The following is a 23,436-nucleotide window of genomic DNA, read 5'->3' on the forward strand; positions in this document are numbered from 1 at the left end:
TTAAGCAGGAAGCTAGTGAGTATGGAATATTTAGAAAGAATTAAGCGTTTAGCGAAAATCCAAGGGATCAGCCAAAAGCAACTCGGTGAAGCCCTTGATCTCCAGCAAGGGACAATGAGCCGTAAGCTATCTGGCAAGTACGGTATCGAAGTCCGTGAGTTGGAAAAAATTGCCGAGGCTCTGAGCACGTCAATCAGCTACCTACTGACCGGTCAGGTTGATACTGGCACCCAAGCGACCACAACCATCAACAGCAGTATGGACCAAGGCACCACCAGCACTTACATCCCTATCATCCACCGCAAAGACTTTATCTCCTTTCGCAGTGGGGCATCCGTGGATGTGATCAGCAAGCGTGCTATCCCGCAACATCTACTGCGCGAAGATTGTTTGGGCCTGCTGGTCGATAACGAGAATATCTCACAGTGTGCACCAGTTGGCAGCTACGCCCTTGCGACCAAGACGGCAATTTACCGTCCGAAGCAGCCGGTATTTGCTTCCGTTCGTGGCAGTGAGCCGGACTTCTACCACATGACGCAACTTGCTGACGGCGTGGTGTTCTCGACCTCTCAGCCGGATTTCCCTAACTTGTTCGTCAACAACGATGAGTTCCAGATCCACGGTTACATCATCCAGTCAGACTGGGCTTACGACCGTTAATCGGCGCACCTCCTAGCCGTTGATGAAAAACCGCTGATTAAACGATGTGGCGGCGTGACATAGCGCCGCCAAGTATTAGAATAGTAAGCACTCAGATAATGGATGTTTGCTATGCCCAAGATAATTGTCGCCTCAACCAATCCCGCCAAAATTTCTGCCGTCGAAGACGCATTCAAGCACACCTTCCCAGATAGCCAGTTTTCTATCGAAGGGATCAGTGTCGACAGCGGTGTCCGTGACCAGCCAATGTGTGCCGACGAAACCTTGCAGGGCGCAAGAAACCGCGTCAGTAATGCTCGCCAAGCCACGCCTGGCGCAGACTATTACGTGGGCCTTGAAGCGGGTATTGATGGTCAGTTCACGTTTGCCTGGATGGTTATCGAAAGCGGTGACAACCGGGGAGAAGCCCGCTCGGCCTCACTCCCTTTGCCTCCCCAAGCGCTGGAAAAGCTCCACCAAGGCGAAGAGCTGGGCGATGTCATGGATGAAATGTTCAATCAAACCAATATCAAGCAGAAAGGCGGTGCCATTGCGATGCTGACCAACCATCTGCTAAGCCGCAGCTCGGTGTACCAGCAGGCGCTGATTTTGGCACTTATCCCCTTCATTCACCCAACATTGTTCGCAAAATAAATTAAGTGATACCACTATGCTTTCAAAGCAAGTGGGGATATCTCCCAAAAACAGAAAGGCCCCCAGAGTACATCAAGTCTCTGGGGGCCTTTGTTTATCAAAACCGTTTAGATGGAGATCACGCGTTCGGGCTTTGCTCTTTCAGCAAGGCAGACAACCATGCCTTAGTGTCTTCATCATGGTGCTTGAGTTCATTGGAGCCGCGGGTAATGGTTGCGACACCCACGCCAAGCAGTTCACTGATTTTACGCTGGCTACGCTCACCGTTGAGCAACTCATGCAGAATATTCACTCGGGACAATAGCACCGACCTTTCGTCGGGCGTCAATAGCAGCCTCAGCAAGGTATCGTCCTTGTGCTCGGTCGTTGCCTGACGCAAGATATCAATCACCTGCTGCCACTCGGTAAATTCCGGGGTTTCTTGAATATTCGACATGTCATCCTCATTTGATGTACTCGTTCTCGAGTACTGATTCTATCCCTTTAACCAGCGACAACCTAGCCCTTGGCAAAAAAAAGCTAATACTTGGTGCTGAGCTCATTCTCCGTCAGCAATGGCACCGGGCTTTTAGTCAAATCACCATAGTAGATCTCGAACATCAACAGATTCTGGACATATCCCCGGGTTTCATTGAACGGAATCGCCTCGATAAAGGCATAGACATCCAGTCGGCCATCTGTGCCTTTGCGCCAACGGGTCACCCGGCTCGGGCCTGCGTTGTAAGCAGCGAAGGCAAAGATCCGGTTGTTGTCATATTGCTCGAGCATCATTTTAAGGTAACCACTGCCAAGGCGAATATTGACGCCGGGATCAAACAGGCTGTTTTTCCCTTCGTAGTTGCGCCCTAGCTTCTTAGCCGTTTCCTTCGCAGTAGCAGGCATCAGCTGCATCAGGCCACGAGCACCAACCGGCGAGACCGCCTCGATATTGAGCGCACTTTCCTGGCGGGCAAGTGCCATCATGGTGGTTACCGGCAAATCACGTTTCTTGCTAAAGAAATCAAACCACCACTTATGGGCAATCGGGAAGCGCAACTCGACGTATTCCCACAACTGGCCGGAAATAGTCGCCTGTACCGCGAGATGATGCCACTTATTGATAGAGGCATAAGAAGCCAAGGCTACAATCTGATCGTTATCCAGCCCGCGCAGCAAATAGTGCCATTCGCGGTTTGCCGCTAGCAGCTTATCGGTGGCGATAAGCTCTTTGACCCGTGCCAAGGTCTGCTCGTACTCCTTCACATCGGTACGGTAATCACCCGCGGTTTTCACCGGATAGGTGATCGGTTTACCAAGTACAGTCGCAGCCGCGGCGCTGTAGAAATCGCGCTGGCCCAAGAGCTGGTTATACTTCTCTTCTGCCAACGCCTTGTCACCGTCACGCTCGGCCAACCGGGCCTGCCAAAACGTCCAGCGGGTCGTCTGCTTGGCCTTATCAGGCAAGCGATTCACCCAAAGCTCGACCTCTTGCCACTTGTCTTCGCGCATCGCCTGGCGGATACGACGCTCGACCAAGCTGATGTTAGTACTTTTCGCCAACGCGTTATCGCACCATTTCTGCAGTTTCTCATCATCGGTCGCCATCAAGCGGCTGGCGGTATAGTCTGCCAGCGACTGACGCTTGGCTTCCTCAAAGTGCTGCCCCTGTACGGTGTTGTGATACTGCTTTACCGCTTCCTTGACGTCACTGCGCACCAGCTTTTTGTATGCCAGTACAGTGAGATTCTGGTTGAAGGGGGTCACTTTGCTGCGCTTGGAGAATGCCGCCACCCCTTGGGGTTTATCGTAGAGATCCATCACCGCTTTACCCGACTGCTTGCTCTTGGCCCCCAACTGTTTGTTGAGGTATTTGAGCCGGCCACGGTTACCTTCTTCATAAACCAATAACATGCGATCCAAAATCAGGACATCGGTCCGCTTGCCCGCTTTCTGCCAAGTGTTCAGCAGTGGATCACAGGCATCATGGGTGGATTTCCCCGTTAGCCACAAGGTCTGTGCTCCCTGCCAGGCAACGTCTTTATTGCCAAGCTTGCTCTGGGCGTAATAGTAATGGCAGCGCAATACCTGGCTGCGCGGCGGCAGAGGCTGAACCTCAATGAAATTCTCCCAACGCTCGGTTTTTGCTAGGTGGTTGAGGTATCGATCTTTCACCGTCGTACTGAACGGCAAAGCAGAATATTGTTCAATGAATGCCTCAACTTCGCCGGGCGTTTTGGCATACAGGGTTTGGATAAACTCGCGGTAATCGAGATAAGGCGTCAACGGGTAGTCATCCAGACTGCCGCGAAGCTTTTCGTACGCCGCCTCATCCTTTTCTTCCAAGGCGACTTGCGCCTGCTCGTAGCGTTCGCGCTGCTGTTCAAGGGTTGATGCCTGCATCAAAGGCGATAGCAGCAAGCCAACCGACAGCACAAGACCTGAAATTACTTTAAGGTTTTTATTGCTATACACAGCACCCTTCCATTCGTTGTCCATGTTCATTCAGGTCAAAAACCTGTGTGTTTTATTGCATATAAATTCCATTACTACAAGCCTCTGCGTGATGCAGGGCTGGCGCCAATAACCTTCAGGCGGCCCAATATTGAGCGTAATACCAAATTGTCGAATTTAATAATCAAGATCGCCGATGGGTAACAGAAAATTAACATCGCAATGTTGCAGGAAATCGCACGGTAAAAGGCACCCGCTACGCAAAGATGGGAGCAGAGTGCTACCTTAACGCTCACTTGGGGCACTAATTATGAACATTGCTGTTAAACTTATGTCCAGAACAGGTAAAATACCCCCTTTCATTTAGTTTAGAGATCGCAAACGGATATGGCTGAATACGTCTATACCATGTCGCGCGTGGGCAAAATCGTCCCACCTAAGCGTCAAATCCTAAAAGATATTTCATTGAGCTTCTTCCCAGGCGCCAAAATCGGTGTTTTGGGTCTGAATGGTGCCGGTAAATCAACCCTGCTACGCATCATGGCAGGTATCGATACCGATATCGAAGGTGAAGCACGCCCACAGGCTGGCCTAAAGGTAGGTTACCTACCTCAGGAGCCGGTACTGGATGAAGAAAAGACCGTACGTGAAGTGGTTGAAGAGTCAGTGGCTGACGTGAAAGATGCCCTGACGCGTCTTGATGCTGTTTACGCAGCATACGCCGAAGAAGATGCAGACTTCGACAAACTGGCTAAAGAGCAGGGTGAACTAGAAGCTCTGATCGAAACCAAAGACGGCCACAACCTAGAGATGCAACTAGAGCGTGCCGCTGACGCCCTTCGCCTGCCTGAGTGGGATGCACAAATCAAACACCTATCAGGTGGTGAGCGTCGCCGTGTGGCTATCTGTCGCCTACTGCTAGACAAGCCAGACATGCTGCTGCTTGATGAGCCAACTAACCACCTTGATGCCGAATCAGTGGCTTGGCTTGAGCACTTCCTTGTTGACTACAGCGGTACTGTTGTGGCGATCACCCACGACCGTTACTTCCTAGACAACGCTGCAGGTTGGATCCTAGAGCTTGACCGTGGTGAAGGTATTCCATGGGAAGGTAACTATACCTCTTGGCTTGAGCAGAAAGATGCCCGTCTAAAGCAAGAAGCCTCGCAAGAGAAAGCCCGCCAGAAGACCATCGAGAAAGAGCTTGAGTGGGTTCGCCAGAACCCTAAAGGTCGCCAGGCAAAATCGAAGGCCCGTATGGCACGCTTTGAAGAGCTGAATACAAGTGATCACCAAAAACGTAACGAAACCAACGAGCTGTTCATCCCGCCAGGTGAGCGCCTAGGTGACAAGGTTATCGAGGTGAACAATCTGACCAAGTCATTTGGTGACCGTGTTCTTATCGACGACCTTTCTTTCAGCATGCCTAAGGGTGCGATCGTCGGTATCATCGGTGCCAACGGTGCCGGTAAGTCAACGCTGTTCAAGATGCTTAGCGGCACAGAGCAGCCAGACTCTGGTTCTATCGAGCTTGGTGAGACTGTAAGCCTGGCGTCTGTTGATCAGTTCCGCGATAGCATGAACGACAACAACACGGTTTACCAAGAGATCTCCGAAGGCGCGGATATCATCAAGATCAACAACTTTGAAATCCAGGCGCGTGCTTACTGCTCACGCTTCAACTTCAAAGGCAGCGATCAGCAAAAACGCATCGGCGATCTGTCTGGTGGTGAGCGTAACCGTGTCCACCTTGCCAAACTGCTTAAAGCCGGCGGCAACGTACTGCTACTCGATGAGCCAACCAACGACCTTGACGTTGAAACGCTACGTGCACTAGAAGAAGCGCTTCTAGAGTTCCCTGGCTGTGCCATGGTTATTTCGCACGACCGTTGGTTCCTAGACCGTATCGCGACCCACATTCTTGACTACCGTGACGAAGGTCAGGTTAACTTCTACGAAGGTAACTACACCGAGTACACGGATTGGCTGAAGAAAACACTGGGCGCGCAAGCGGCTGAGCCACACCGTATCAAGTACAAGCGTATTGCTAAGTAATTCGCGCGTATCTCTAGATACACAAAGGGCTGCATCATGCAGCCCTTCCTTTTTATCTTCTCTTTGTTGCCCGACAACAAGCCGCTAAAGCGCCTCAAGCTCTAAGCTAGAGCGCCACACGTTCGAACGCCGTAAGTGCTTCCTGCAGATCTTCCACCGCAATGATTTCGATACCCGGTACCTGACGGCTGGCATTGGCCTTGGGAACGATAGCACGGGTAAAGCCCTGCTTGACCGCTTCGCGGATACGCTCCACCCCATTGGCGGCCGGGCGGATATCAGCATTCAGGCCAATCTCACCGAACACCAACACATCCTGCGGCACCGGGGCATTTTTGAAGCTGGAGAAAATCGCCAGCAGTACGGACAAGTCCGCCGAGGTCTCTTCGATTTTGATCCCGCCGACACAGTTAACGAAGATATCCATGTCCGACAGCATCACCCCACCGTGACGGGCCAGTACTGCTATCGACATTGCCAAACGGTTGTTGTCGTAACCTACCGTCAATCGGCGTGGGTTCTCGGTCACCGAGTTGTTGCACAGGGCCTGGATTTCCACCAGCAACGGCCGGGTCCCTTCCCACAATGTGGTACACACCGAACCAGCATGGTTCTTGTCTGACCGGCTGAGGAAAATCGCCGATGGGTTCTTGACCTGCTTCATGCCGGTTTCGGTCATGGCGAAGAAGCATGACTCGGAATCCGCACCGAAACGGTTCTTCGAGGTACGCAATACCCGGAACTTCTCATCCGCGGTCGATGATAGGGCAAACAGGCCATCAACAATGTGGATCAGCTGCATCGGGCCGGCCACGTTCGAATCTTTGTTGATGTGGCCGACAATCATGAAGGTGACCCCTTCGGTTTTGGCAAACCGGGTCAGTGCCGCCGCCGACTCCTTGACCTGGCTCGGGCTACCTGCTGCCGAATCGTTATGGGCAACCGTCATGGTCTGGATGGAATCGATGATCACAAACTCGGCTTTCTGGGCGCGAATGTGCTCGATAATCGCCTCTACCGAGGTTTCGGCGACCACATTAATGTTATCGAGGTTCTGGGTGCCCAAGCGCTTGGCGCGCTGGGAGATCTGGTGGATCGATTCCTCACCCGACACATACAGCGACGATTTGGTCGCAGCGACCGAACCGATACTCTGCAGTAGCAAGGTCGACTTACCAGCCCCCGGATCACCACACAGTAGCAGCACCGAGCCCGGCACTATACCGCCGCCAAATACCCGGTCCAGCTCGGATATGCCCGAACTGTAGCGCGGTAGATCTTTGCTCTCGACTTCCGACAGCTTCTGCACCTTGGTCGCGGCACCGGCATAACTGCTCGCACCACCACCCGATACCGCCCCCACCGCCGCACGGGTTTTGGGAACTGTGAACTCGGTTATCGTATTCCAGGCCGCACACGCGCTACACTGGCCCTGCCAGCGGGGAAAGTCTGCGCCACAATCACTACACACATAGGCCCGCTTGGTTTTTGCCATGACTCACCTTGATATATTTGGTTAAACACATCCTGAAAACAGATGTAGAATAGAGCTTGCCTGCTGGTTGAAGAAAAGCTCAACTCTTTAGGAAATATGCCGATAATAAACGAAGAATGAGATAATCAAAAATAACTATGGTGCTAGACGATTACAAAGGACTGATTGAAAGGCTGATCCCTGTTTACGATAGCGAGGATTTTGACGACGTCTTCCAGATGATGACCGAAGGCGAGGACGGCCCTACCCGGCTGCAGCTAAAGATGGAATTGCACCGCATCATGACGCCATGCATGAAGGCTGTCGATCTTCGCGGGCGCGTACAGGGCGAATGCCGCCCCTACCAACTCAATGGCCGCGAGCACTGGCTCGATGATGTTGCCATCAATACTTACCACAAGCGGATAAAAACCTTCGGTAACCAGTTCCGGGTCGGCCTGTACGAGGCACTGATGAACACCCGCAACAACTTCCGGGTTATGCATCAGCAAGGCAAACTGCAACCCAAGTCGGCGCCTAAAGTCGAAGAGCAACCAGACACCCCGCTGGTCGCCCCGCTGATCCGGTTTGGCCACTACCTGACCCGTAACGAAAACCGCTGGCAAATCGCCACACCGGTTAGCTTGGAACTTCCCCTGAGCCAAGTCGTCAACGGGATCAGTGCCGATTTATCATACTCCGGCGCCAAGTTCAAAGTGCCTGCCGCATTCAACTACAAGCTCGGCATGACGATTGTTGTCCGTTTTCCCAAGCTGGCTGATCAGTTGGGTGATCCCCGCTTGGTCAAAGGAATGAGCTACCGTATCTTGGGTATTGATGAGAATCCGGATAACGACAGCTACAAGTGGCTACGCTTAAAGCTGCTGAGCGATAATGCCCTCATCAAGTCGGTGATCGACTATGGCCTCAGCCAGTCACAGAACCGCACGAGGCATAATCATGAGGACAAGATCATCCAGATCAGAACCCGTGGTTACGAGCACTGTTTCCTCAAGCACAGCACCAGCCTGCCGATCTTCCTGTCAGGCACCGAGCTGACCTATTGCCTGCTAACCCAATACAACCGCCATATCTGGTCGCACTGGCACGACGAAAGAAACCAGCCGGTACTTAATCATTTGATCTCAGCCGATCGTCTGGCCAGCTTGGGCAAGGCAGGGCTTAAACAATCCAGCACCCTGCTCTATAGCTTCTGCCATGAACACGACGGCAAAACCTTCTTCTACTCCGCAGCCCTTCCGGAAATGAATGCCGAGCAGCGCCGGCTATTCTGGCATATCGGGGCACAGCGTGACAGCTGGCGGGTCATGCGCCTGAGCCTGCAGCCTATCGATCAGGAAGATATCGAAAGCTTGAAAAGCATCGCGCCGGATATGGTCGACAAACTTAGCTCGCTGACCCATGTCGGCGTATTGCAGGATCTGACCAACACAGAAGCGCAACAGGACTACCGCCTCAGTGTCAAACCACAGCTACCCAGCAAAACCCTGCAGGCTTTCCGTCATCCCCGTAACCCGGTGGCAACGGCCAAAGCGGTATACTTTGACCCAAGGCCGCAACGAAAAGAAGACAGATACCTGTTTGATACTTCAATTGTCCTCAACACCGATAAAAGTGCACCTGTTACCGGGCAAAGTATCGACTTCTCAACCCGTGGCCTGAATATCAAACTTTCAGCGCCAGTAGCTCTGTGTCGAGGCGATCAGGTGCTGGTATCATTCCCTGGGCTGCAGAAAAGCAATAAGAATGCGCCTTTGAACCAGGTACCTTATAGCGTCGTCCGGATCAGCCCTGACTACTGTAATATCCAGCTAACCACAGGCTCGGGGAGCCTTGCCGCGCAAAGTGAGCACTTCCTGCGCAAGCTTATCCTGCACAATGAAAATAAGTTAGTGATGGCCGAGGAGAAACTGCCACAAGGTGAGTTGTTGCTGGCCATGCACCAGATGCTGCTGACAAGGCTCAAAACGGTTCCTTACTTTGCCGAGAAGGTCGACCATAAGATCAGGTTGAAAGCAGTTGGCTGTAATTTTCCGCCGCCACCTCACGTCAAATTATTCAGCCAGCTTGCCGATGGCTATAACTGTTCTCTCGAGCCGCTGTTCCGTAACCGGATCAAACGGATGCTGGCCGAAACCATGCGCCCGGTCGAGATCAACCAGCCCTATATCCATGAACTCTATCTCGCGATAGCGCAAACAAGTGGCCAAACACCCAAAGTAGAAGCCAAACTTCTGGATGAGTTCAGGACTATCGAAGAGCGAATCGCCTATATCAAGCAGGCGAAATCTACGGGCAGCTTTATGGCTCTGAGATTGACAGCGGCACCGGTGCTGAGCCCGATGACGGCACTGATAGGTAAAGAATTAGGGGATCTTGCCCGTCTGGTATTACACCGGGCAAGAGCCTTGGAGCAGGAGCTCAACTCAGTGATTGGCAGCGGTGAAATCCAAGATATCACCGATGAGGTTCTGATCAGACTGGAGATCAAGTGATCGGCTAACCCATAAAAATAGCTCTGAACTGACAGCCCAGAGCTATTTTACCTTTGAAAGCTACTAACCTCGGACAGCTACCAACCTAGAACCACTACCAGCCGAGTTGCTGCGGCACCAAAGACACCGAGAGGACACAGATCAACCCACCAAGGTCGGCATAGCGAATAGCGACAGGCGCCTCGTCTTCCACTTTCGGCTTGGCATGGTAGGCAACCCCAAGGCCTGCAGCATTGATCATCACCAGATCGTTGGCACCGTCACCGATAGCTACGGTATTATGCGGAGCAATATCATACTGTTCGGCCAAACTACGCAGTATCGACGCTTTCGCTTGCGCGTCCACCACATCACCCAATACCTTACCGGTTAATTTACCCTCGACAATCTCCAGTGTGTTCGACTGGGCATGAGCAAGATCCAACTCCTTCTTAAGGTGATCTGAAAAGTAGGTAAATCCGCCAGAGGCAATCGCTGCCTTCCAGCCATAGTGATGCAAGGTCGCCACTAGCTCTCGGAGCTCAGGCATAAACGGCAGCTGGCTTTTAACCTGCTCAAGGATAGCCTCATCACTGCCCGCCAAAGTCGCAACACGCTGGCGCAGGCTTTGCTCGAAGTCGAGTTCGCCCTGCATCGCCCGCTCGGTCACTTCAGCGACCTGCTCGCCGACACCGGCCAAGACTGCAATCTCATCGATACACTCGATCTCAATCGCCGTCGAGTCCATATCCATCACCACCAGCCCCGGCTCGCGCAGATCAGGGAGCTGTCCCAAATCGGCAATATCAAGCTGAGCATGGGTAACACATTGCTCCAGCAACAGGGAGTAAGGTGTTGCCAGCAACAAGCAATCATACTTGCCCACTTTCCACGCGGCGGTCAGTACCAGAGGCTCGCCATAGGATTCTTCAATCGCCTGGACCGCGACGGCATCAATAGAGCGACCATAAATCAGGGTTGTTGAACGCTGTCGGTCAAGATTCGTCGCCGACACCACTTCCGGGAATCGTTGGAGTAACGAGGTATGTTTCCTTATTTTGAGCACTTGCAAACCATCCATGTTAAAGTAAACGCTTGGTTAAACAACTTACCCTATTGCAAATTACCAGGGCAAGCCCCAAGATGACATTGGTCTTGAATGTACCGCTGATATGATGAAGAAAAAACATACCCAATTCCAAAAAGCCTGGCGGCTGTTCATCCTTTTCGGCTGCCTTGCGGCACTGATCACCATGGTTGAATACGGCTCCAACCTAGCCAAGCAAAACTACCGCACCCTGAGTGATCAGACCCAGCAACTCTCGCGCCTGGTCGTGCGCCAAGCTGCCGATACCGCAGCGGCGGATGTGATTGAGAAGAACCAAGACCGGCTACAGCAGCTAGTTGAACAACTGGCCAAAGAGCCATTGCTGCTCGATGCCAGCATCTATGATCTGGAAGGTGTAACACTGGCCAAAAGCCAAGAAGCGCTGCCGCTAAAACAGGTCACCGGCTTGTCTACACCACTGGCTGTCGCCAGCTATGGTCGCCAGCAATTGATTGAACCCATTATGAGCCAGCACCAGGTGGTGGGTTTTGTCCGCATCACTTTGGAGCATGACAAGCTGATTGCCGAGACCATGGCGGATATCGATGCCATCACCAATATTATCCGCGCCCTGATCGCCAGTGCGATGGTGATTGGCTTCTTGCTGGCCATGACCTTCGGTAACCGCAAGGAGAAGTGGCATTTCCCTATTTTGCTCAGCAATGACAAGAGCGACTGATTGCGTTGCCATTGCCATTGCGAAACTGAGTTGAGTTAACAGCAATAAAAAAGGGCTTGCCAGTGGCAAGCCCTTTTTAGTGTCATTCTTCTGTTGCTTACGCTTCGTCAGCGTCGCCCAGCAGAACAGATTCCAGTGCGATTTCCATCATATCGTTGAACGTCAGCTGACGCTCTTCAGAGGTAGTCGCTTCGCCACGTAGGATGTGGTCTGAAACCGTACAGATAGTCAGTGCTTTAGCGCCGAACTCAGCAGCCAGACCGTAGATACCAGCCGCTTCCATCTCAACACCTACGATGCCGTATTTCTTCATAGTCTGGAAGAAATCGAAATCTGGGTTGTAGAATAGGTCTGCAGAGAAGATGTTACCCACCTTCACGTCTACGCCTTTCGCTTTCGCTGCGTCTACCGCGTTCTGTACCATGCCGAAATCAGCCAGCGCAGCAAAGTCGTGGTCACCGAAACGGATACGGTTCACTTTAGAGTCAGTCGATGCACCCATACCGATAACAACATCACGCAGGTTCACGTCATCGCGTACTGCACCACAGCTACCCACACGGATGATTTTCTTCACACCGTAGTCTTTGATCAGCTCAGTTGCGTAGATAGAGCAAGAAGGGATACCCATACCGTGACCCATTACAGAGATCTTACGGCCTTTGTAAGTACCTGTGTAACCGAACATGTTGCGTACGTTACACACTTCTTTAGCGTCATCCAGGAACGTTTCTGCAATGTACTTGGCACGTAGCGGGTCGCCCGGCATCAGTACTACGTCTGCAAAGTCACCCATTTCAGCATTAATGTGAGGAGTAGCCATCATTATTTCCTTTCTGTCATCTGTTGGTTTATTTGCATTACCAACTCAATGTAATCTTGTCTTGCAAACACTGTTTCGATCTAGGACAAATATAGACCGAAACAGTAAAAAGAATTGTGTTTTTGGGCAGGATCTCCCTGCCCTTGCTTGTTATAGGAATGACTTACCGTATTCCATGTCAGAGATACCGAAGTACTCTGCCAAGCTCTGGCCGATGTCGGCAAACGTATCACGGCGGCCCAGAGAGCCAGCAGCGATTTTCGGACCAGACACCAAAACAGGGATGTGTTCACGGGTATGGTCAGTGCCTTCCCATGTTGGATCACAGCCGTGGTCTGCAGTCAGGATCAGTACGTCGTCTTCCTGCAGCAACTCGATGATCTCAGGCAAGCGCTTGTCGAAGTATTCCAGCGCTGCAGCGTAGCCAGCTACATCACGGCGGTGACCGTAGGCAGAATCGAAGTCAACAAAGTTAGTGAAGACGATAGTGTTATCACCCGCTTCCTTGATTTGCTCCAGTGTTGCTTCGAACAATGCTGGAATGCCTGTTGCTTTGACTTTCTTGGTAATACCGCAGCCGGCATAGATATCAGAGATCTTACCGATCGACACCACATCGCCTTGCTTCTCGTCGACTAGCTTCTGCAGAACCGTTGCTGATGGCGGCTCGACAGACAGATCACGACGGTTACCGGTACGCTCGAACTGACCTTTACCCGGGCCAATGAACGGACGGGCGATTACACGACCGATGTTGTAGTCTTCCAGCTCCTCACGAGCGATCTGGCACAGCTCTAGTAGGCGATCAAGACCAAATGTTTCTTCGTGACAAGCGATCTGGAATACCGAGTCAGCCGAGGTGTAGAAAATCGGCATGCCGGTTTTCATGTGCTCTTCGCCCAAGTCATCCAGTACCTGAGTACCCGATGCATGGCAGTTACCCAAGTAACCAGGTAGACCTGCACGCTCAAGGATGCGGTCGGTCAGCTCTTTCGGGAAGCTGTTTTCTTTGTCGGTGAAGTAACCCCAGTCGAACAACACAGGTACACCTGCGATTTCCCAGTGACCTGATGGTGTGTCTTTTCCAGAAGACAGCTCTGCCGCGTGGGCAAACGCACCAGTGATTTCCGCATCAGCATCCAGACCTTCAGGGAAGTAACCCGAAGACTCTTCACACGCCTTGCCCAAGCCTAGCTTGTTAAGGTTTGGCAGGTGTAGCTTACCGCTGCGCTGGCCGTTGTCCGCTTCACCGCGGGCACAGGCTTTAGCAATGTGGCCTAGGGTGTTGGAACCAACATCGCCGAACTTAACGGCATCTTCCGTAGCGCCAATACCGAATGAATCTAGAACAAGAATAATAGAACGTTTCATGATGACTCCATTAAACATCTTCTGGGCGAACACGACGGTAAACTTCAGGTGTCGGCTCAGGTTTCTGATCAGAAATAGTAATCGCAGCACGTACAGCCTTGGCCGCTTCTTCCCACTGCGCTTCGTTACGCGCGTGGATCACCGCAAGAGGCTTGTCGGCATTGGCTTCATCGCCAAGGCGGATCATGTCGCTCAGGCCAACTGCGTAGTCGATAGTGTCAGAGGCCACACGGCGTCCACCGCCCATGCCTACCACAGCCATACCCAGTGCGCGGGTGTCCATAGCAAACGCGTAACCTGTGGTTTCTGCGTATACCGGCTTCACCAGCTCCGCTGTTTCTAGGTAGTTGTCGTAGTTGGTCATGAAATCTTCTGGACCACCTAGACCTGCCACCATCTTACCAAAGCACTCAGCCGCTTTACCGTTATCCAGTACCGCCTGAAGTTTTTCGCGTGCCTGCTCGATATCTGTTGCTAAACCACTGTTTACCAACATTTCAGCACACAATGCCATGGTCACTTCAAATAAGCGAGGGTTACGGAATTCACCGGTTAGGAATTGCACGGCTTCGCGAACTTCGAGTGCATTACCAGCAGTCGATGCCAATACCTGGTTCATGTCTGTCAGCAGTGCTGTGGTCTTAGTGCCAGCACCGTTAGCAACGGCTACAATCGATTTCGCCAGCTCTTCAGAGGCTTCGTAAGTTGGCATGAAGGCACCAGAACCGACTTTTACGTCCATCACAAGAGAGCCAAGGCCAGCAGCCAGCTTCTTCGACAGGATAGAGGCCGTGATCAGCGAGATGTTATCAACCGTTGCGGTTACATCACGAGTTGCGTAAACACGCTTGTCAGCAGGAGCAAGATCGCCAGTCTGGCCGATGATTGCCACACCCGCGTCTTTGGTCACCTGACCGAACACTTCGTTGCTTGGCGTGATGTTGTAGCCAGGGATAGACTCAAGCTTATCCAGCGTACCACCGGTGTGGCCAAGACCACGGCCAGAAATCATCGGTACGTAACCGCCACATGCTGCCACCATAGGGCCAAGCATCAGTGACGTTACATCGCCCACACCACCGGTTGAGTGCTTGTCGACAATCGGACCATCGAAGTTCATGTGGCTCCAATCGATAACCATGCCTGAGTCACGCATTGCACATGTCAGTGCCACACGCTCGTCCATGGTCATGTCGTTGAAGTAAATCGCCATCGCGAAAGCGGCGATCTGGCCTTCAGACACGGTATCTTTGGCGATACCCTGGATGAAGAAGTTAATTTCGTCAGCAGTTAGCTCAATGTTGTCACGTTTTTTACGGATGATTTCTTGTGGTAAATACATGGTATTCCCCAATGATATTCTTTATGTAGGGTCATGACGTTTTACCTGGTATTTGATGATTCTCAGGTACAGACAGCCCGTCCTTATTCCATAACCGGAGCAAGGCAAGAACCAAACAGTAAAACATCACGGATAAGTTGCGGTCGGAGACCTAAAAATAAGGTGGCAATCATGCCACCTTACTGGAATAGAATTAGTAGCCGCCTTCAGCTGCTTTCTCGCCTTCACCTAGCGTGTGAAGCAGGTTAGCTAGCAGGCTTGATGCGCCAAAGCGGTAGTGCATGTTGTCAGCCCACTCAGCACCAAGAATGCGGTCAGCCATGTCTAGGTACTGCTGCGCGTCTTCTGCAGTGCGCACGCCACCAGCAGGCTTGAAGCCAACAGTTTTCTCAACACCCATGTCTTTAATCACGTTAAGCATGATTTCTGCGTACTCAGGCGTTGCGTTCACTGGCACTTTACCAGTAGAAGTCTTGATGAAGTCAGCACCTGCTTTGATTGAAATTTCAGATGCTTTCTTGATTAGCTCTTCAGTTTTCAGCTCGCCAGTTTCGATGATCACTTTTAGCATGATCTCGCCACACGCAGCTTTACACTGCTTCACTAGCTCAAAGCCAACTTCTTCGTTACCTGCCATTAGGGCACGGTACGGGAAAACTACGTCAACTTCGTCTGCACCGTAAGCCACAGCCGCTTTCGTTTCAGCAACAGCGATTTCGATGTCGTCGTTACCGTGCGGGAAGTTGGTTACGGTCGCGATGCGTACTTCTGGTGTACCCTGCTCACGAAGCTGCTTCTTAGCAACTGGGATAAAACGTGGGTAAATACATACGGCCGCTGTGTTGCCTACCGGGCTCTTCGCGTTCTTACACAACTCGATCACTTTTGCATCAGTGTCGTCGTCGTTAAGAGTGGTAAGATCCATTAGTTTAAGTGCACGTAGTGCAGCCGCTTTCAATTCGCTCATGACTATCTCCAGTCCAATTAGTTTCTACCAAGCTATTTCTGCTGAACAATTGCCTTGCCCAGCAATAGATGCGCCTGACGGTATTCATTGCGCCACCGCCAAACGGCCCGCTTTCGCAAGCAGTATCCCGACAACCAGCCATCAGTCGACGGGGTTACGGACTTGATTCCTTGAAGACTCAGGTAAACAATGCACACGCATTATCCTGATTGATATCCTTTTCACCGCGTGGGAAGTGACCATAATTACTTCCCAGCAAATGCGCTGTCCTGGCCTTGCCTAGCGATAGGTAACACCATGACGGTGTTGACCAGAACAGCGAAAATCAGTTTGTGATGGTGCTGCTCTATAATACCAAGCAGGCCTTGTTGCCACCACGAAATATACGTTTCCCAGCGTGGACAATGTGTTTACCCAACGCACAAATTTCGTCAGGTAAAAAACCGCTCGACTATCCACTGATAGGCTATCCCACCAGCATAGACACCGAAGATACCCATCACCCCGGAAAGCACCGGCGGAGCCGGTATCGGCAGTTTAATCGCGGAAAACAATACGCCAACAATAAACCCGGCGACCAGCGCCAGCAGTACTTCACTCATAATCATTTCTCTGTCTGTTACAGCACAAAGGAAAGTGTAGTCTGCCCCGCAATGAAAGTAATGTTAGCAAAGGGTTTTGCCAGAAACCGGAGCGCAATCGATTTTATGGCATCAAATAGAAACGACGGAGGGGATGTTTACTGGAGCTGTTGATAGGCGATAGGCGATAGGCGATAGGCGATAGGCGATAGGCGATAGGCGATAGGCGATAGGCGATAGGCGATACAGAGTTTTACAGTAGCCTCTTCATGTCAAGTTCCTAGCTCTCAGATCTTCCCGTAGCCTAGAGCCACTTTTGCCTTTAGCCAAGCTGTTATGCCTCTAGCCCCTAGCCCCTAGCCCCTAGCCCCTAGCCCCTAGCCAGGCTCTTCGCCTCTAGCCAGAAATACAAAAACGCCGCGGTTTCCCGCGGCGTTTTATCAGGCTTTCAGCTCGCTTGAATTAAGCAAGGCTGATGAATAGACCTGCGATAGTTGCAGACATCAGGTTAGAAAGCGTACCAGCGGCAACAGCTTTCATACCGAAGCGTGCGATATCGTGGCGACGGCTTGGCGCCAGACCACCTAGACCACCCAGTAGGATTGCTACTGAAGATAGGTTTGCGAAACCACATAGAGCGAACGAGATGATTGCTTCAGTCTTCGTAGATAGAGTAACTGCAGCACCTTCCGCTAGGTATGGGGCAAAGTTCAGGTAAGCAACGAATTCGTTAACAACTAGTTTCTGACCGATGAAAGAACCAGCGATTGTTGCTTCTTCCCATGGCACACCGATTAGGAATGCAAGAGGAGAGAATACGTAACCTAGGATAAGCTCTAGAGTCAGTTCAGGCATACCGAACCAACCACCGATGCCACCTAGCATACCGTTGATTAGCGCGATTAGACCGATGAATGCTAGAAGCATTGCACCAACGTTTAGTGCTAGCTGCATACCAGAAGATGCACCCGCTGCCGCTGCGTCGATAACGTTAGCTGGCTTGTCGTCGCCTGCAGTCGCGTCGCTTGCTAGCTGCTCAACAGCTTCTTCAGTTTCAGGCTTGATGATCTTAGCAAATAGAAGACCACCAGGAGCTGCCATGAATGAAGCGGCGATTAGGTACTCTAGAGGAACACCCATAGATGCGTAACCCGCTAGTACACCACCAGCTACAGACGCCAGACCACCACACATTACCGCGAACAGCTCAGACTGAGTCATTTTTGGTACGAACGGACGGATAACCAAAGGTGCTTCCGTTTGACCAACGAAGATGTTAGCTGTTGCAGACATTGATTCGGCACGAGAAGTACCTAGCGCTTTCTGTAGACCACCACCTAGGATGTTGATCACAACCTGCATGATGCCCAGGTAGTAAAGTACGCTGATCAGTGCAGAGAAGAAAACGATTACTGGTAGTACGCGTAGGGCAAACACGAAGCCGCCACCACCGAATACTTCAAACATTTTGTCTGAAGTCAGGCCACCGAATAGGAAGTTGATACCGTCGTTACCGTAAGCGATAACGTTGGCAACAGCTGTAGACATGCCATATAGCACGTCACGGCCAACAGGTACATAAAGAACAAATGCACCCAAACAGAATTGGATGGCAAATGCACCACCCACAGTACGTAGATTGATAGCTTTACGGTTATCAGATAGTAGTACTGCAAGACCTAGCAGTACTGCCATCCCAACCAGGCTCATAAACATGCTCATAGTTTATGGCTTCCCTTTAGTTAAGTTTGGCGTCTCGACAATTCGGCTCAATTAAGAGTCCGGCGCATTATACTCATGCTGCGGCGGATAAAATAACGCCGACTTCACACTTTGCAAGGAAAGAGAGTGAAAGTTCAATTCCAAACGTGAGACTCATCACACTTTCACGCAAACGTTTTACGCAAACGTTTATTTTGTGATGTTCATTCACATCCAGATACGGAAAAGTTCAGCGGTGGTTAAGCTAGTTGCCTGCTTAATTTCCTGTTCGGTTTCCGTTCTGATCGCTGAAAGTTCATCCAGCACATTCACTAACCGATCGGGTCGGTTTGGCTCTCCCTGAAACCCTGCCACGGGCATGTCTGGCGCATCAGTCTCCAGCAGTAATGCATCTAGTGGCAGTGCCGCTATTGTACTGCGAGTCTTGTTGGCTCGGCGATAGGTAATCGTTCCCCCGACACCAATTTTGATACCTAGATCAATAAGTTGCTTAGCTTGTTGATAGCTACCACTAAAACCATGGTATACCCCACCCGCAATCGGCGTATTTTGCCTCAAAACCCGAAGGAGTTCTGGGAACGCCTTGCGACAGTGCATAATCACCGGTAGCTCAAAGCGGTTGGCCAACTGTAGTTGGGCGACTAATAGCGAAATCTGTTGATCCCGATCGGCATCCGCAATGGCAAAGTCTAGCCCACATTCCCCGACAGCAACGCAGCGAGAGTGATCTTTCTCCCGCAACGTCGCCTCTGCAACCAGCTCTGATTCCAGTTGCTCCAAGGCATTAGCATCGTGCTCAGCGCTGAAGAAAGGGTGTAACCCCAAGCCGAAATACAGGCTGGGAAAACGCGCTGCCAGCTGACGAACCGCCTGCCAGTTGCGCTGGCCGACGGCCGGGATAATAATTTTTTCGACCCCGGCCTGCTGTGCTAATCCCAAGTAGTATTCAGGATCATCACAAAACGGCGCGAAGTCGAAATGACAGTGACTGTCAATCAGCATGCGATTTGGCCTTTACTGAACAACTCCCCTGCTTGTTAGCGGGGTGGCGCGGGTCATCGGTATCGTAACGAACCGGTGCGCAGCAGCGGCGGTTCTCGGGTACCAGTCCCATCTTTTCACACCAGCGGTCATACGCCGCTACCCCACGCTTTATCAACGACATCATGGTTATCATTCCTAACAGTTATTGGCCTATTGCTTTGTCTATTTCGTCGCTTGTGTCGCCTTGGCAACCATGACGATCATACTACGCCCAGTCGCCAATATGGTATCGCGGGTATAGAGCGGTGCTTCATCAATAGGATAAATATCATGAGGCGATGGCTTGGCAGTGTTAATCACCAAGTGCCAATCACTGCAATGACGATCCGGCAGGGTGAACTCAAGCGGATCCCAGAAGGCATTACAAATCACATACAGCTCATCCTGGGTGATCGGGTGATACACCGTCAGCGCAATAGAATGGGAATTTTCCGACCAGTCCGGCTGATCCGGCTGGATACCATGCCAACGTATCCCGACATCTTCCAGCACCGAATTGAGTGACATATGCATGTTCCAGTCGATGGTCGGCTCGGCAGTACGCAACTGGCTAAGCAGGGTCACAAAGCGCAGCAAGTCACTATGGGTATCCACCAGCCCCCAGTCAAACCAGCTTAGCTCATTGTCTTGGCAGTAAGCGTTGTTATTGCCTTGTTGGGTCCGGCGCACTTCATCCCCCATATTGAGCATCGGGGTGCCAAGTGCCAGGAACAAGGTCGCCAGCATGTTCTTACATTGACGATGGCGCAGCGATTCTATTTCTGCAATCGCGGTCGGTCCTTCGACCCCGTAATTACTCGACAGGTTGTGGTTGTCACCGTCGCGGTTACCCTCACCGTTGGCCTCGTTGTGCTTCTCGCTGTAGCTCACCAGATCATTGAGGGTAAAACCATCATGGGCACAGATGAAGTTGACTGAACGGTGCGGCGAGTGGTGGTGGCTGCAGTACATGTCTGGCGAGCCCAAAATTCGTGAGGCAAACCGGCTGACATAACCGGCATCCCCACGCCAGAATGCCCTGACATCGTCACGGAATTTCCCGTTCCACTCATTCCAGCGATCCCCGATGAAAGAGCCGACCTGGTATAACCCGGCCGCATCCCAAGCCTCGGCAATGATCTTGGTGCTGCAGAGAATAGGATCCGAGTCAATCGACCACAACAGAGGCGGCTCCTTCATTGGGTGCCCCTGGCTGTCGCGGGCCAGTACCGAGGCCAAGTCAAACCGGAAACCGTCAACATGCATCTCAGTCACCCAGTAATGCAACGCATCAATGATCATCCGCCGCAACACACTGTGGTTGGCATTGCAGGTATTGCCACAGCCGCTGTAGTTACCATAGGATCCCGTCTTCTTGTCCAACAGGTAATAGGCGCCGTTTTGAAGCCCCTTGAAGCAAAACGTCGGCCCGTGCTCATCCCCTTCCGAAGTATGATTGAACACCACATCGAGGATCACCTCGATATCCGCTTTGTGCAATTCGCGGACTAAGGTCTTGAACTCGTCAATGGCACTCAGAGGGGCCTTTTCGACACTGTAGTCGGCATGGACGGCAAAGAAGTTGATTGGGCTATAGCCCCAGTAGTTATCCCGCCCTTCAGGCGCATCATCGACGTCAAACTGCTGCACCGGCATAAGCTCAACGGCTGTGACACCGAGCGATTTGAGATACGGGATTTTTTCGATGATCCCCGAAAACGTCCCCTTTTTGGTCGAGACTACGCCAGAGGAAGGGTGGCGGGTAAAGCCGGCGACATGCATCTCATAGATGATGGTATCGGTCAGCGAATGGCGCGGGGCGACATCGTCCTGCCAATCAAAGCCGCAGTGATCAACCACGATACTCTTCATGCAGGCGTCCATGTTGCTGCCTGTGTCGATAGCCCGCTGGCGGCTGTAGTTGCGGCCAAAACCGACCGCCTGGCTATAGGGATCAATAAGAATTTTGTCGCTGTCAAAACGCAGCCCTCGCTCGGGCAGCCACGGGCCATCGACCTGAAAGCCGTAATACTGTCCATGGCCGATATTGCCGACAAAGATAAACCAGTAATGGCCTCGCTTGTGCAGCGCCGGACTGAGCTCAAACGAGCGAAAGGGGCCGGTGGCATCGGCACTGGCAAACAGATGCAAGGTCACCCGTGTCGCATCTTTGGAGTAGACACTAAAATTAACCCCGTTCTCGCGAACCGAGGATCCTAGCGGGAACGCCTCGCCAGGCAAGGTGTATATCTGGTTGTCCGCCGCCAATGCGGTGCTCAATGAAACCTCAAGTCCGTCTGCCCTGTTCATGCCATCATCCTTATTGTTGTGCTGCGCCAACGTGCATAACCAGAATAGTAGACCCATTCCCTACGGGTAGAGGTAGGCTTCACAAAAAGTACAAAAAAAAGCCGCCACAATGTGACGGCTTCGATATTGAGCTGGATGCCCGTGACTTATTGCGAATTAGTGCTCGCGAGTGGCACGGAAATCAACATCAGGGAATCGCTCTTTGGCCAAGTTCAGATTAACCATAGTCGGTGCGATGTAAGACAGGTTATCACCGCCATCCAACGCTAGGTTAGACTGGTTCTTGCGCTTGAATTCTTCCAGCTTCTTGGTGTCATCGCACTCAACCCAGCGGGCTGTTGCCACGTTAACGCCTTCGTAGATAGCTTCAACGTTGTATTCCGCTTTCAGGCGGGCAACTACCACGTCAAACTGAAGCACACCGACCGCACCAACGATCAAGTCGTTGTTTTGCAGCGGACGGAACACCTGTACCGCGCCTTCTTCCGACAGCTGTACCAGACCTTTAAGCAACTGCTTCTGCTTCAGTGGATCTTTCAGGCGGATACGACGGAACAGTTCCGGAGCAAAGTTAGGGATACCGGCAAACTTCAGGTTTTCACCCTGAGTGAAGGTATCACCGATCTGAATCGTACCGTGGTTGTGCAGGCCGATGATATCACCCGCATAGGCTTTATCGGCACGCGCACGGTCACCGGCCATGAAGGTAACGGCGTCAGAAATACTGACATTCTTACCGGTACGGACATGGTTCATCTTCATGCCCTGGCTGTAGGTGCCCGATACAATACGCATGAATGCAATACGGTCACGGTGCTTAGGATCCATGTTAGCCTGGATCTTGAAGACAAAGCCGGAGAACTTCTCTTCGGTTGCTTCTACTTCACGCTCATTGGCTTTACGCGGCATCGGCGCAGGAGCCCACTCAGTCAGACCGTCTAGCATATGGTCAACACCGAAGTTACCCAATGCAGTACCGAAGAACACTGGCGTCAGCTCACCGGCAAGGAACAACTCACGATCGAACTCGTGGGACGCACCAATCACCAGCTCAAGCTCTTCACGAAGTTGCTCGGCAAGATCATCACCTACTGCAGTATCTAGCTCTGGGTTGTCCAAGCCTTTGATGATGCGCTGCTCTTGGATGGTGTGGCCCTGACCCGTGCTGTACAGGATCGTCTCGTCACGGTGGATGTGGTAAACACCCTTGAACTCTTTACCACAGCCGATCGGCCATGATACCGGCGCACATGCCATGTTCAACTCGGTTTCGACTTCGTCCAGCAGCTCCATCGGATCACGGATATCACGGTCCAATTTGTTCATGAAAGTGACGATCGGCGTATCACGCAGACGGGTAACTTCCATCAGCTTACGGGTACGATCCTCGACACCTTTCGCCGCATCGATCACCATCAGGCACGAGTCAACCGCAGTCAGGGTACGGTAGGTATCTTCCGAGAAATCTTCGTGTCCCGGAGTATCTAGCAGGTTGACCAGGCATTCGTTGTAAGGGAACTGCATCACCGACGTGGTTACCGAGATACCACGTTCTTTTTCCATTTCCATCCAGTCTGACTTGGCATGCTGGTTAGAGCCACGGCCCTTTACGGTACCCGCTTTCTGGATCGCGTTTCCGAATAGCAGGACTTTTTCGGTAATGGTTGTTTTACCCGCATCCGGGTGAGAAATGATCGCAAACGTACGGCGTTTGTTCACTTCAGGTAGAAAAGACATAAGCGTTGATAATCCTGTTAGAGATT

At 51.8% G+C, this 23,436-nt stretch carries 19 protein-coding genes; 5 read left to right on the forward strand and 14 right to left on the reverse strand.

The window, feature by feature from the left end; genetic code table 11:
• The first annotated feature begins 21 nt into the window (after positions 1 to 21).
• Together ACXAD4_RS15520 and yjjX are read left to right on the forward strand one after the other, a co-directional pair.
• Positions 22 to 660 (forward strand): helix-turn-helix domain-containing protein, encoded by a 639-nt coding sequence (locus ACXAD4_RS15520; RefSeq protein ID WP_475242541.1) that lies wholly within the window; start codon positions 22 to 24, stop codon positions 658 to 660.
• A gap of 111 nt (positions 661 to 771) precedes the next feature.
• Positions 772 to 1,293: an inosine/xanthosine triphosphatase gene (gene yjjX, locus ACXAD4_RS15525; RefSeq protein ID WP_475242542.1), complete on the forward strand. Its 522-nt coding sequence runs from the start codon at positions 772 to 774 to the stop codon at positions 1,291 to 1,293.
• 118 nt (positions 1,294 to 1,411) lie between these two features.
• On the opposite strand, the gene trpR is transcribed toward yjjX, so the two are convergent.
• Together trpR and sltY are read right to left on the reverse strand one after the other, a co-directional pair.
• Positions 1,412 to 1,729 (reverse strand): trp operon repressor, encoded by a 318-nt coding sequence (gene trpR, locus ACXAD4_RS15530; RefSeq protein ID WP_107301296.1) that lies wholly within the window; start codon positions 1,727 to 1,729, stop codon positions 1,412 to 1,414.
• Positions 1,730 to 1,812: 83 nt separating this feature from the next.
• Positions 1,813 to 3,768, reverse strand: a complete 1,956-nt coding sequence (sltY, locus tag ACXAD4_RS15535; protein ID WP_475242543.1) for a murein transglycosylase — start codon at positions 3,766 to 3,768, stop codon at positions 1,813 to 1,815.
• A 342-nt stretch (positions 3,769 to 4,110) separates the two neighbouring features.
• Between sltY and ettA the strand changes: the two genes are divergently transcribed.
• A complete protein-coding gene (gene ettA, locus ACXAD4_RS15540) occupies positions 4,111 to 5,778 on the forward strand; it encodes an energy-dependent translational throttle protein EttA (protein WP_475242544.1) in 1,668 nt (555 codons plus the stop codon).
• 106 nt (positions 5,779 to 5,884) lie between these two features.
• Here the strand turns inward: ettA and radA are convergent, their stop codons facing one another.
• Complete coding sequence (gene radA, locus ACXAD4_RS15545) at positions 5,885 to 7,273, reverse strand: DNA repair protein RadA (protein WP_317525105.1); 1,389 nt, start codon at positions 7,271 to 7,273, stop codon at positions 5,885 to 5,887.
• Positions 7,274 to 7,410: 137 nt separating this feature from the next.
• On the opposite strand from radA, the gene ACXAD4_RS15550 reads away from it, so the two are divergent.
• On the forward strand, positions 7,411 to 9,768 hold the full coding sequence (locus tag ACXAD4_RS15550) for a PilZ domain-containing protein (protein WP_475242545.1): 2,358 nt from the start codon (positions 7,411 to 7,413) through the stop codon (positions 9,766 to 9,768).
• A 94-nt stretch (positions 9,769 to 9,862) separates the two neighbouring features.
• Here ACXAD4_RS15550 and serB read toward each other — a convergent pair whose 3' ends face one another.
• Positions 9,863 to 10,828 (reverse strand): phosphoserine phosphatase, encoded by a 966-nt coding sequence (gene serB, locus ACXAD4_RS15555; RefSeq protein WP_475242547.1) that lies wholly within the window; start codon positions 10,826 to 10,828, stop codon positions 9,863 to 9,865.
• Positions 10,829 to 10,919: 91 nt separating this feature from the next.
• Between serB and ACXAD4_RS15560 the strand changes: the two genes are divergently transcribed.
• Positions 10,920 to 11,534, forward strand: a complete 615-nt coding sequence (locus ACXAD4_RS15560; RefSeq protein WP_475242548.1) for a YtjB family periplasmic protein — start codon at positions 10,920 to 10,922, stop codon at positions 11,532 to 11,534.
• Between the two features lie 97 nt (positions 11,535 to 11,631).
• Here the strand turns inward: ACXAD4_RS15560 and deoD are convergent, their stop codons facing one another.
• The 10 genes from deoD to prfC all read right to left on the reverse strand — a co-directional run bounded on the left by deoD (position 11,632) and on the right by prfC (position 23,410).
• Positions 11,632 to 12,357 carry a purine-nucleoside phosphorylase gene (gene deoD, locus ACXAD4_RS15565; protein WP_107301302.1) on the reverse strand — a complete coding sequence of 242 codons (726 nt, stop codon included), beginning with the start codon at positions 12,355 to 12,357 and terminating at the stop codon, positions 11,632 to 11,634.
• 150 nt (positions 12,358 to 12,507) lie between these two features.
• Entirely contained in the window at positions 12,508 to 13,728 is a 1,221-nt protein-coding gene (locus ACXAD4_RS15570) for a phosphopentomutase (protein WP_475242549.1), read from the reverse strand.
• Positions 13,729 to 13,738: 10 nt separating this feature from the next.
• The gene (gene deoA / locus ACXAD4_RS15575; protein ID WP_475242550.1) at positions 13,739 to 15,070 is read right to left on the reverse strand and encodes a thymidine phosphorylase; all 1,332 of its coding nucleotides are present in this window, start codon (positions 15,068 to 15,070) and stop codon (positions 13,739 to 13,741) included.
• Positions 15,071 to 15,263: 193 nt separating this feature from the next.
• Positions 15,264 to 16,037, reverse strand: coding sequence for a deoxyribose-phosphate aldolase (gene deoC, locus ACXAD4_RS15580; RefSeq protein ID WP_039469528.1), 774 nt, complete (start codon positions 16,035 to 16,037; stop codon positions 15,264 to 15,266).
• A gap of 431 nt (positions 16,038 to 16,468) precedes the next feature.
• Entirely contained in the window at positions 16,469 to 16,639 is a 171-nt protein-coding gene (locus ACXAD4_RS15585) for a XapX domain-containing protein (RefSeq protein ID WP_107301306.1), read from the reverse strand.
• A gap of 441 nt (positions 16,640 to 17,080) precedes the next feature.
• A complete protein-coding gene (locus tag ACXAD4_RS15590; protein WP_475242552.1) occupies positions 17,081 to 18,340 on the reverse strand; it encodes a NupC/NupG family nucleoside CNT transporter in 1,260 nt (419 codons plus the stop codon).
• Between the two features lie 207 nt (positions 18,341 to 18,547).
• Positions 18,548 to 19,342, reverse strand: coding sequence for a TatD family hydrolase (locus tag ACXAD4_RS15595; protein WP_475242553.1), 795 nt, complete (start codon positions 19,340 to 19,342; stop codon positions 18,548 to 18,550).
• Positions 19,332 to 19,508, reverse strand: coding sequence for a DUF5363 family protein (locus tag ACXAD4_RS15600; RefSeq protein WP_475242554.1), 177 nt, complete (start codon positions 19,506 to 19,508; stop codon positions 19,332 to 19,334). Before ACXAD4_RS15600 ends, ACXAD4_RS15595 begins: the two co-directional genes overlap by 11 nt.
• A 38-nt stretch (positions 19,509 to 19,546) precedes the next feature.
• Positions 19,547 to 21,673 carry a glycogen debranching protein GlgX gene (gene glgX, locus ACXAD4_RS15605; protein ID WP_475242556.1) on the reverse strand — a complete coding sequence of 709 codons (2,127 nt, stop codon included), beginning with the start codon at positions 21,671 to 21,673 and terminating at the stop codon, positions 19,547 to 19,549.
• Positions 21,674 to 21,829: 156 nt separating this feature from the next.
• On the reverse strand, positions 21,830 to 23,410 hold the full coding sequence (gene prfC, locus ACXAD4_RS15610) for a peptide chain release factor 3 (RefSeq protein ID WP_475242557.1): 1,581 nt from the start codon (positions 23,408 to 23,410) through the stop codon (positions 21,830 to 21,832).
• Positions 23,411 to 23,436: the final 26 nt, after the last annotated feature.

Source organism: Photobacterium sp. AWH4_225 (assembly GCF_056158405.1).

Coding starts and splice junctions, on each gene's coding strand:
- ACXAD4_RS15520 (WP_475242541.1), top strand. CDS start 22: ATGGAATATTTAGAAAGAATTAAGCGTTTAGCGAAAATCCAAGGGATC.
- yjjX (WP_475242542.1), top strand. CDS start 772: ATGCCCAAGATAATTGTCGCCTCAACCAATCCCGCCAAAATTTCTGCC.
- trpR (WP_107301296.1), bottom strand. CDS start 1,729: ATGTCGAATATTCAAGAAACCCCGGAATTTACCGAGTGGCAGCAGGTG.
- sltY (WP_475242543.1), bottom strand. CDS start 3,768: ATGGACAACGAATGGAAGGGTGCTGTGTATAGCAATAAAAACCTTAAA.
- ettA (WP_475242544.1), top strand. CDS start 4,111: ATGGCTGAATACGTCTATACCATGTCGCGCGTGGGCAAAATCGTCCCA.
- radA (WP_317525105.1), bottom strand. CDS start 7,273: ATGGCAAAAACCAAGCGGGCCTATGTGTGTAGTGATTGTGGCGCAGAC.
- ACXAD4_RS15550 (WP_475242545.1), top strand. CDS start 7,411: ATGGTGCTAGACGATTACAAAGGACTGATTGAAAGGCTGATCCCTGTT.
- serB (WP_475242547.1), bottom strand. CDS start 10,828: ATGGATGGTTTGCAAGTGCTCAAAATAAGGAAACATACCTCGTTACTC.
- ACXAD4_RS15560 (WP_475242548.1), top strand. CDS start 10,920: ATGATGAAGAAAAAACATACCCAATTCCAAAAAGCCTGGCGGCTGTTC.
- deoD (WP_107301302.1), bottom strand. CDS start 12,357: ATGGCTACTCCTCACATTAATGCTGAAATGGGTGACTTTGCAGACGTA.
- ACXAD4_RS15570 (WP_475242549.1), bottom strand. CDS start 13,728: ATGAAACGTTCTATTATTCTTGTTCTAGATTCATTCGGTATTGGCGCT.
- deoA (WP_475242550.1), bottom strand. CDS start 15,070: ATGTATTTACCACAAGAAATCATCCGTAAAAAACGTGACAACATTGAG.
- deoC (WP_039469528.1), bottom strand. CDS start 16,037: ATGAGCGAATTGAAAGCGGCTGCACTACGTGCACTTAAACTAATGGAT.
- ACXAD4_RS15585 (WP_107301306.1), bottom strand. CDS start 16,639: ATGAGTGAAGTACTGCTGGCGCTGGTCGCCGGGTTTATTGTTGGCGTA.
- ACXAD4_RS15590 (WP_475242552.1), bottom strand. CDS start 18,340: ATGAGCATGTTTATGAGCCTGGTTGGGATGGCAGTACTGCTAGGTCTT.
- ACXAD4_RS15595 (WP_475242553.1), bottom strand. CDS start 19,342: ATGCTGATTGACAGTCACTGTCATTTCGACTTCGCGCCGTTTTGTGAT.
- ACXAD4_RS15600 (WP_475242554.1), bottom strand. CDS start 19,508: ATGATGTCGTTGATAAAGCGTGGGGTAGCGGCGTATGACCGCTGGTGT.
- glgX (WP_475242556.1), bottom strand. CDS start 21,673: ATGAACAGGGCAGACGGACTTGAGGTTTCATTGAGCACCGCATTGGCG.
- prfC (WP_475242557.1), bottom strand. CDS start 23,410: ATGTCTTTTCTACCTGAAGTGAACAAACGCCGTACGTTTGCGATCATT.